Genomic DNA, 9,543 nt, shown 5'->3' with positions numbered 1-9,543 from the left:
GATGATCCACAACGGCATCATTGAAAATTATGATGTCCTCAAAACAGACCTGATCAACAAAGGATACAAATTCCAAAGTGAAACGGATTCTGAGGTATTCATCAAATTCATTGAAGACATCTATGCCAACAATTACATCAGCCTAGAGGAAGCAGTAAGGTTAGCTTTGCATAAAGTCGTCGGTGCTTACGCCATCGTCATCATGAACATTGAAGAACCGGATACGCTAATTGCTGCAAGGAAGGGTTCTCCTCTCGTGATCGGTGTTGGTGAAGACGAATATTTCCTTGCATCAGATGCCACCCCCATTATAGAATATACCAATCAGGTGGTCTATTTGGATGATTATGAAATTGCTGTCATCCGTGACAATAAGCTTCAGATCAAAACCATTGAAAATGTTGAAACCAATCCATATATCAACCAACTTGAAATGGAACTCGAAGCCATCGAAAAAGGAGGCTATGAGCATTTCATGTTGAAAGAAATCAATGAGCAACCTAGATCCATTGCAGATTGTATGCGTGGAAGGTTGGATGCCAAAAACGGCAGGTTGGTACTTGGTGGCTTGCGGGATTATATGAACAAGTTCCAAAATGCCGACCGAATAATCATTACTGCCTGTGGCACTTCTTGGCATGCAGGCCTTGTAGCTGAATATCTTTTCGAGGAATTTGCAAGAATCCCTGTTGAAGTAGAATACGCTTCCGAATTCAGGTACAGAAATCCCGTCATTTCAGAAAAAGACTTCGTCATCGCCATATCTCAATCCGGTGAAACTGCCGACACTTTGGCAGCCATAGAGTTGGCCAAATCCAAAGGGGCTACCATCTTCGGAGTATGTAATGTCGTAGGATCTTCGATTCCAAGAGCGACCCATGCAGGTTCCTATACACACGCAGGTCCTGAAATAGGCGTTGCGTCCACCAAAGCATTTACGGCACAGATTTCTGTACTGACGATGATGGCCTTGAAATTGGGATATCAAAGAGGTACTTTGTCTGAAACCCGGTACATGCAATTATTGAATGAACTGGCCACTGTTCCATCCAAAGTGGAAAGAGCTCTTAAACTCAATGAGAAAATCAAAGTTATCGCAGCTGAATACAAAGATTCCCGCAACTTCTTGTACCTAGGTAGAGGATATAACTTCCCTGTAGCTTTGGAAGGTGCATTAAAACTGAAGGAAATCTCCTACATCCATGCAGAAGGCTATCCTGCTGCAGAAATGAAACACGGCCCTATCGCCTTGATAGATGAAGAAATGCCTGTTGTTTTCATTGCTACCAAAGACAGTTCATACGAAAAGGTAGTCAGCAACATTCAGGAAGTAAAAGCCCGAAAAGGCAAGATCATTGCCGTCGTGACTGAAGGAGATACTACTGTAAAAGGTCTCGCTGACCACGTGATTGAAATCCCTGATACGGAAGAAGCCTTTGTACCTTTGATTGCAGTGGTTCCTTTGCAGCAACTTTCCTACCACATCGCAGTCATGAGAGGCTGCAATGTCGATCAGCCAAGGAATTTGGCGAAGTCGGTGACAGTGGAGTAAATGGGTTAGAAGTTAGTGATAAAAGGTTATTTGTGAAAAACAATTTAATAGGCTTTTAATCCCTATAGAAAAAGAAAATATGAAACTGCCCTTTGGTAAATCCGAAGGGCATTTTTGTTTGTGGTCAGTTTTGTTCTTAGTCAAAACTCCTTTTCAGAGGTTCCAAAAGAACTCTTCCGAATTATGTGAGTGCTTTTACACGAAGGGTATTCATAGAAACTTTGAAGCGTTGCATTTTGGGAAGGAATTAGCCAAATTGAATTTTCAGCCATATTTAATCCCTAGCCAACCAAAATCAAACCTTATGAAAAAGATACCAAGTCTTTTGCTTTTACTCTTCCTGTTCAGTATTTCTCTTTTTGCACAGAAAAGCCCAAAAGGCACAGCTGACATACCTCTGGATTATTACCTCCCTTCCGGATTTACCTACAATGAAAAAATCCCCAAACCAAAAGAGGTTTTGGGATTTGAAGTGGGTGAATGGAATGCAGGATACGATCAGGTCATCCGATATTTTGAAAAACTCGCCGCAAGTTCCCCTCGGGTTAAGTTTGAAATCATAGGATATACCTATGAAAAGAGGCCGCAGATCATGCTGACAATCACTTCGCCTGATAACCTCGCCAACCTAGACAATATCAAAACCGAAAGACAAAAACTAAGGGATCCAACTGCCAAACTTGATTTTGACAAAATGCCTTTGGTTATGGCAGCTGGATATTCTGTCCACGGTAATGAAGCAAGTGCCCTCAATTCCTCCATTTTGGCAGCCTACCATTTTGCCGCAGCAAATGAAATCGAGGAAGACTTAAAAGATATTATCGTTCTTATTGATCCTGCACTAAATCCTGATGGGAGCAACCGCTATGCTTCTTGGGTAAATACCCACAGGTCCTACAACCTCAACGGCGATCCGGCAAATAGAGAACACAGTGAAGCTTGGCCCGGGGGAAGAGGAAATCATTATTGGTTTGACCTCAACAGGGATTGGCTGCTTGTACAACACCCCGAATCACAAAACAGGGTTGCCAAATTTCAGGAATGGCTTCCCAATATTTACCTGGATTACCATGAAATGGGTACGAACAATACTTTCTTTTTCCAGCCGGGAATCCCGAGCCGTGACCATCCGCTGACTCCAAAGAAAAACATGGAACTGACCGAGAAAATTGCCCAATACCATGTCAAGGCCATGGACGAATTGGGTTCTCTTTACCATTCAAGGGAAAGTTTTGATGAGTACTATTTTGGCTATGGTTCCACTTATCCGGATATCCAAGGTTCCATTGGGATCCTGTTTGAACAGGCCTCTTCTAGGGGACATCTGCAGGAAAGCATTTATGGACCTTTGCCTTTTTCATTCACAATCAGAAATCAGTTCAGAACAAGCGTGAGTTCATTTGAGGCGGGGAAAAACATGCGTGGAGAGATCAACAAATTCATGCAGGATTTCTATACCGAATCGCTGAAAGCCGCAGCCTTGGATACCGATAAGGCCTATATTTTTGGAAGTCCGGAAGATGGGGCAAGAAGTTTTCACTTGGCAGAAATGATCCAACAGCATCAGATCGATGTCTATGCGCTCAACCAAAACATCACGGTAAACGGTGTTCCTTTTGAAAAAGAAAAATCCTACATCGTCCCGCTGGACCAACCGCAATACAAGTTGATCAAGGCGATATTCGAAACCAGAAACACTTTTCAGGACAGCCTTTTCTACGATGTCTCGGCTTGGACATTGCCGATGTCATTCAATTTAGATTATACCGCACTGAGCAGCAAAATCTTGAATCTAGCAGATGTCACACTTTTGGAAGATGGTTTTGCCAAAAAAGCCGGAACCTTGATCGGAGACAAAAATGCTTATTCTTATGGCTTTGAGTGGGCTGAGTACTATGCACCAAAAGCTGCCTACCATCTGATGGACCAGGGATTTTTGGTCCGGTTGACGCATGAACCAATCACCCTTGCAGATGGAAAGGTCCTAAAAAGAGGCAGTATTCTAGTCAGTACCCAAAAGGACGCAAACGAAGATTCAGCTTCCAAACTCCATGCATCTTTGGTCTCGCTTGCTGCTGAGACGGGAATAACGGTCTATGGCATCAACTCGGGCTATACCATGGGTGTAAATATAGGCTCTCCGAGTATCGATGTATTGGAGAAGCCCGAAATCGCTGTATTGGTAGGAACAGGTGTAGCGAGCGGTGAAGCAGGGGAAATGTGGCACCTCTTGGACCAAAGATTTGACATGCCTATAACCCTACTTCCTGTAGAAAGACTACGAAATACCGACATGAGTAGGTACAATGTCCTTATCATGCCTAATGGCAATTATTCAAGTTGGGGAAAATCCGAAGCCGAAGAAATCAAATCCTGGGCAAGCGCCGGAAATACCCTGATCGCGAGAGGCAATGCCATGACTTGGCTCAACAGCAATGAACTGGTTTCTTTTTCCTTCAAAAAAGACCCGAAAGAAGAAGAAAAAAAGACTTCCCAACCTTATGCCGACTACACCAAAAATACCGGCGCCAGGATGACGAGCGGGACGATTTTCAACGCCAATCTGGATGTAACCCATCCGATTGGGTACGGATATGGTAATTCTGAGATCTTCACTTTCCGAAGCAGCAACCAAGTGCTAGAACCTGGAAAAAATCCTTACTCCAATCCCATGGTCTATACAGACAAGCCTTTGGCGAGTGGTTATGTCCATCCCGAAAACCTCGAACTTGCCAGAAACAGCAGTGCCATTCAGGTCAAGCGAATCGGTCGGGGACGTGTCATCGGGATGGTGGATAATCCCAACTTCAGGGCGATATGGTACGGTACCAACAAGCTTTTCCTCAATGCCATATTCTTTGGTCAGGTGATCGAAGGCGGGACTGCGGATTGATCTAATTCTTTAACGCTCCAAGGGTTTGAAACCTTTGGAGCGTTTTCTTTCATCCAAGAGTCTTGAAGTAATCCTTTTTGTAAACCAAGGGCGTCACCCCGATCCTTTCTTTGAATTGTCGGTTGAAATTTGAAAGGGTATTGAATCCGCTTTCGTAACAGATTTCGCTGATATTGGCATCCATTTCATGCAGCAGTTTGCAGGCATGACCTATCCTGACATCCGCAAGGAACTCTGAAAATGACTTGTTCATCCTAGAAGAAAAGTACCTGCTGAAGGCACTTTCAGTCATATTGGCCAAGGAGGCCACTTCTTCCAACAGGATTTTTTGTCGGAAATTCTCCATCACATATTCATAGACTTTACTCATCCTGTCTTTTTCCGATTCCTTATTGGTATTGATATAGCCGGCCTGAGTGATGGGATGACAATCGGAGGATTCGGACAAGACTTTCAGGATTTCGAGCAATTTCAGGATGCTGTCAATACCTTTTGAATCCAACAGTTTATCGAATTGTCCTCGTAGCAACTCATTGGTCTTGCCTGTAATTTCCAATCCCCGCTCTGATTTTTGGAGCAAAGTCTTGATCGCTTCAAATTCCTCTTTGTCGTAAATGGCATTTCCCAAAAAATCTTTCCCAAAGTAAACCACAATCCCCTTAGTTGTCAGGCCACTGTCCTTGTCAAAATATTCAGGATCATTCCTCCACAGATGGGGAAGGTTAGGTCCGGTAAATACCATATCAAACTCCTTGAAAGGCTTCATCTGATCTCCGATAAACCTTGTCCCTTTCCCTTCCAAAACCAGGAAAAGCTGATACTCATTGTGGAAGTGCCAATGCTTGTCAAAATTTGGCGCAACCAATGCTTTTGCCACAAATGCTTTGTCCTCCGGGATCCTGGATTTTTGAAGTGCCTGTTTCATGATTAGTTAATTATGCCATAATAATATTCAATTATCAAATTTATAGACAAAATTCAGTCACAATCAGCAAAAAAAAAGGAAGATTGCCATCGGTTTTATTTCCAATTTGAATCTTCCAATAAACCCTTATTTTCCCTAAATAACGCTATCCATGAGATATTCTCATTTACTCCTCCTCCTGCTCCTCTTTTTTGCCATCGGTTGCAGCAAAAAATCGAAATTACCTGAACTTCCTTCAGGACCAAGACGGGCAGAAATCCTCTTTCTCGGACATGACAGCAAGCACCATGATTCCGAAAAACTGATGCCTTACCTGGCTCGTCCTCTTTTCCAGAAAGGCATCAACCTCACTTACACTTCTGATCCCAATGACCTCAATCTGGACAACCTAAACCAGTATGACGGGATTATGATCTATGCCAATCATGACAGCATTACTGTAGAACAGGAAGCTGCCCTCAAAGAATATGTTGAAAGCGGCAAGGGATTTATTCCATTGCACAGCGCTTCCTTTTGTTTCCAAAATTCCGATTGGTATGTAGAAGCCGTCGGAGGACAATTCCAATCCCATGGAACAGGCGATTTTACAGTGGACATCATCAATGCTGAGCATCCTGTCATGCAGGGAGTGGAAGTTTTTGAAACTTGGGATGAAACATACATCCATACCCGGATCAATCCTGACATGACTGTCTTGATGGAAAGGGAGGAAAACGGACACCGCGAGCCTTGGACTTGGGTAAGAAACCAAGGAAAAGGACGGGTATTTTACACCGCCTACGGACACAATGAGCGCACATGGTCTCAGCCAAATTTCCATAACCTTGTCGCCAACGGCGTACTGTGGGCGATCGGAGACGATGTCGCCAAGCAGGTGGCTGATTTCAAAATCCCACAGCCGGTTTTTGAAGATGCGGTCATTCCAAATTACGAAAACAAAGATCCTGCTCCGAGATTCCAACTCCCGCTTTCTCCGGAAGAATCAATGAAATTGGTACAGATCCCGGTTGGATTTGAATTGCAGCTTTTTGCTTCTGAACCACAAATCGTCAATCCAATGGCTTTTTGTTGGGATCAAAAGGGAAGACTATACGTAATCGAAACTGAAGATTATCCCAACGAAGTACGGACTGAAGGCGGCAATGACCGCATCAAAATTTTGGAAGATACAGATGGTGATGGCAAAGCTGATAAAGTCACTGTTTTTGCCGAAGGATTGAATATCCCGACAAGCATCATGGCCATGAACGGAGGTATTCTGATCTCCATGGCTCCGGATTTTGTATTCTTAAAAGATACCGACGGTGATGACAAAGCCGATGTGAGAGAAGTCTTGATCACAGGTTGGGGCAAAAGTGATACCCACGCCGGACCTTCCAACCTCAAATATGGCTATGACAATAACATTTGGGGTGTTTTGGGTTATTCAGGCTTCCAAGGAACCATTGGCGGAAAAGATTTCAATTTCTCCCAAGGTGTTTACCGATTCAGTCCTGATGCTTCCAACTTTGAGTTTTTAGGTTCAACAAGCAACAATACCTGGGGACTTGGATTCTCGGAAGATTTCAATGTATTCATCTCAACAGCCAACGGGCAACACAGCGCCTATTTGGCCATGACCAATAAAAACGTCAAAAGACCCATCGCCGGCGGAATGAACAATACCGTTTTTGGCATTGATAGCCACTACGACATGCCGCATCTGACGCAGTTTTTGAGACAGGTGGATTATCATGGAGGCTATACCGCTGCGGCAGGACATAACTTCTATACAGCAAGAACTTTCCCAAAATCCTATTGGAACAGGGTTGCCTTTGTAGCCGAACCGACAGGAAGAGTGCTTCACAATGCCATCATTACCAAAGACGGATCAGGATTCAAAGAAAAGAACGGCTTCAATATTTTGGCAAGTTCCGACGAATGGTTTTCTCCTGTTCACGCAGAGGTAGGTCCCGACGGTTCTCTTTGGATAGCGGATTGGTACAATTTCATCATCCAACACAATCCTACTCCAAAAGGATTTGACAATGGTGCCGGAAATGCCTACATCAACCCGATGAGGGATGCCAAGCATGGCAGGATTTACAGGTTGGTATATCGTGGCGCACCGGAATACAAAGGATTCTCCATCGATCCAACCAAAAACTCCGACCTGATCGCAGGATTGAAAAGTGACAACATGTTTTGGAGAATGACCGCCCAAAGACTCATCGTGGAAACCCAAAACAAATCCATCATCGGTGACCTTTACAAGCTTGTCGAAAACAGGGACATGGATGAAATCGGTCTGAATACCGCCGCCAACCATGCGCTTTGGGCATTGCATGGCCTTGGTGCTTTGAGCGGAGATGATGCAAATGCCATCAAAATTGTCGGCAAAGCATTGTCTCATCCATCTGCAGGTGTCAGAAAAAATGCCGTTGAGGTATTGCCAAAAACCCAGGAAACATTCAGCCTGATCCAAGCCAACAAACTGCATCAGGATCCTGACATGAATGTGAGAAAAGCCACTTTCCTTGCTTTGGCAGAAATTCCTTCTTCACCCGAGATCAGCAACCTGATCTATGAAGCAAGTCAGGACGAAAGCAACGGCAAAGACCCTTACCTTCCTCAGGTCATTTTCTCAGGCGTATTAGCCCATCCAAGTTATTTTGAGCAGAATCTTGCTACGCTCTTCCCTGAAGAAAAAGCAGATTCTCTGTACACTTTGACCGAAAAACTGACCAAGAGCCTCGTCGTCGAGCAGTACAACCTTGACCGCAGGGCTGCAATCGTCTACCCTCCAAATGTCAGCAACAAAGAAATCCATATCCGTACCGAACTCGCTGAAGGCAATGAACCTTTGGAAGGAGTGATCGTAGCGCAAGGCAATAAAATGAACGGTTATTCTCTTTTTGTGAAAAATGCTACCTTGAATTGGGTGGTCAAACAGGGAGGAAAAACCTATAAAATCACGGCTAAAAACTTGCCAAAAGACTTGTTCAGGGTAGAAGCTAAGCTATTAGAAGGCGGAGAAATGACGCTTCAGGTCAATGACAATCCATTAGCGAAAGCCAAAGCTCCTTCCTTATTCTCCACCGCACTGACGCCGGACAGGATCCGTGTAGGCAATGACATGGGCGGTGAAAATCAGGTTGGAGAATATGAAGGTTTCTCTTGGCTGAGGGGTAGAATGGGCAGAGAAAGTTACCTCAGCCTCAAAGACCCTAACTTCAACCTCCAAGAATATTTAGCAAAAGGCCCTGAAAAAGCCGCTGCCTCTGTGTCTCGGGAAAATGCCACGGTCGTGAAGATCGGTGTCATTCCCCATGAGATGAAGTACAACGTCACAAGCTTCAAAGTAAAAGCCGGACAACAAGTGATCATCGACTTTGAAAACAGGGATTTCATGCAGCACAACCTGATCATTGCCAAAATCGGAAGCCTTGAAACTGTAGGAAAAGCTGCCGACGAAATGGCAAGAGATCCAAAAGGAATCGAGAAAAATTACATACCAAATATCCCTGAAATCATCGCATCCTCCAAGCTCGTTGATCCTGAAGGGCTCGAATCCATCATCTTCACTGCACCGACAGAAAAAGGGGAATACCCATTTGTCTGTACAGTGCCGGGCCATTGGCGCCTGATGAACGGTATCATGATCGTCGAGTAAACCCTGGGAATTATGGCTATAAATGCAACTTTTGGTGTCAGCACTTGGCTATGGACATCTCCATTCCAAAAAGATACAATAGGATTATTTTCAAAAATCAAAGAAATGGGATTCGACGCGGTAGAAATACCCGTCGAAAACCCGGATCTTATTGACATCCCTTCGGTCAGAGAAGCGCTTTCAGAAAACGGACTCAAGCCTATCATCTGTGGGGCTTTTGGTCCGACACGGGACTTGACCCATGATGATCCGGCTTTTCATCGGATAAGCTTTGACTACCTCCAAAGATGCTTTGAGATCAGCTCGGCACTCGGTGCAAAATTCGTCGCAGGCCCGATGTACTCTGCGGTGGGAAAAGCAAGACTGGTTTCTCCCGAACAACGGAAAACCGAATGGGACCGCGCCGTAAGCAACCTCCACAAAGTCTGTCAGATGGCAGAATCCATGGGACAGGAGATTGCTTTGGAAGCCCTCAACCGCTTCGAAACTGACCTGATCAATACCACCGAAGAACTCATGCA

At 44.5% G+C, this 9,543-nt stretch carries 5 protein-coding genes; 4 read left to right on the top strand and 1 reads right to left on the bottom strand.

Features of this window, described 5'->3' with window-relative positions:
- On the top strand, positions 1-1,552 hold a 1,552-nt coding region (glmS, locus tag ACZFYI_RS10370; protein ID WP_462524059.1), incomplete at its 5' end, for a glutamine--fructose-6-phosphate transaminase (isomerizing).
- A 304-nt stretch (positions 1,553-1,856) separates the two neighbouring features.
- Positions 1,857-4,445: a M14 family zinc carboxypeptidase gene (locus tag ACZFYI_RS10365; protein WP_462524058.1), complete on the top strand. Its 2,589-nt coding sequence runs from the start codon at positions 1,857-1,859 to the stop codon at positions 4,443-4,445.
- Between the two features lie 49 nt (positions 4,446-4,494).
- On the opposite strand, the gene ACZFYI_RS10360 is transcribed toward ACZFYI_RS10365, so the two are convergent.
- On the bottom strand, positions 4,495-5,370 hold the full coding sequence (locus tag ACZFYI_RS10360) for an AraC family transcriptional regulator (RefSeq protein ID WP_462524057.1): 876 nt from the start codon (positions 5,368-5,370) through the stop codon (positions 4,495-4,497).
- Positions 5,371-5,521: 151 nt separating this feature from the next.
- On the opposite strand from ACZFYI_RS10360, the gene ACZFYI_RS10355 reads away from it, so the two are divergent.
- On the top strand, positions 5,522-9,022 hold the full coding sequence (locus tag ACZFYI_RS10355) for a PVC-type heme-binding CxxCH protein (RefSeq protein WP_462524056.1): 3,501 nt from the start codon (positions 5,522-5,524) through the stop codon (positions 9,020-9,022).
- A gap of 12 nt (positions 9,023-9,034) precedes the next feature.
- On the top strand, positions 9,035-9,543 hold a 509-nt coding region (locus tag ACZFYI_RS10350), incomplete at its 3' end, for a sugar phosphate isomerase/epimerase family protein (protein ID WP_462524055.1).

The sequence above is a fragment of the Aquiflexum sp. genome (assembly GCF_977115555.1).
This window is presented reverse-complemented; position numbering and strand designations above follow the sequence as displayed.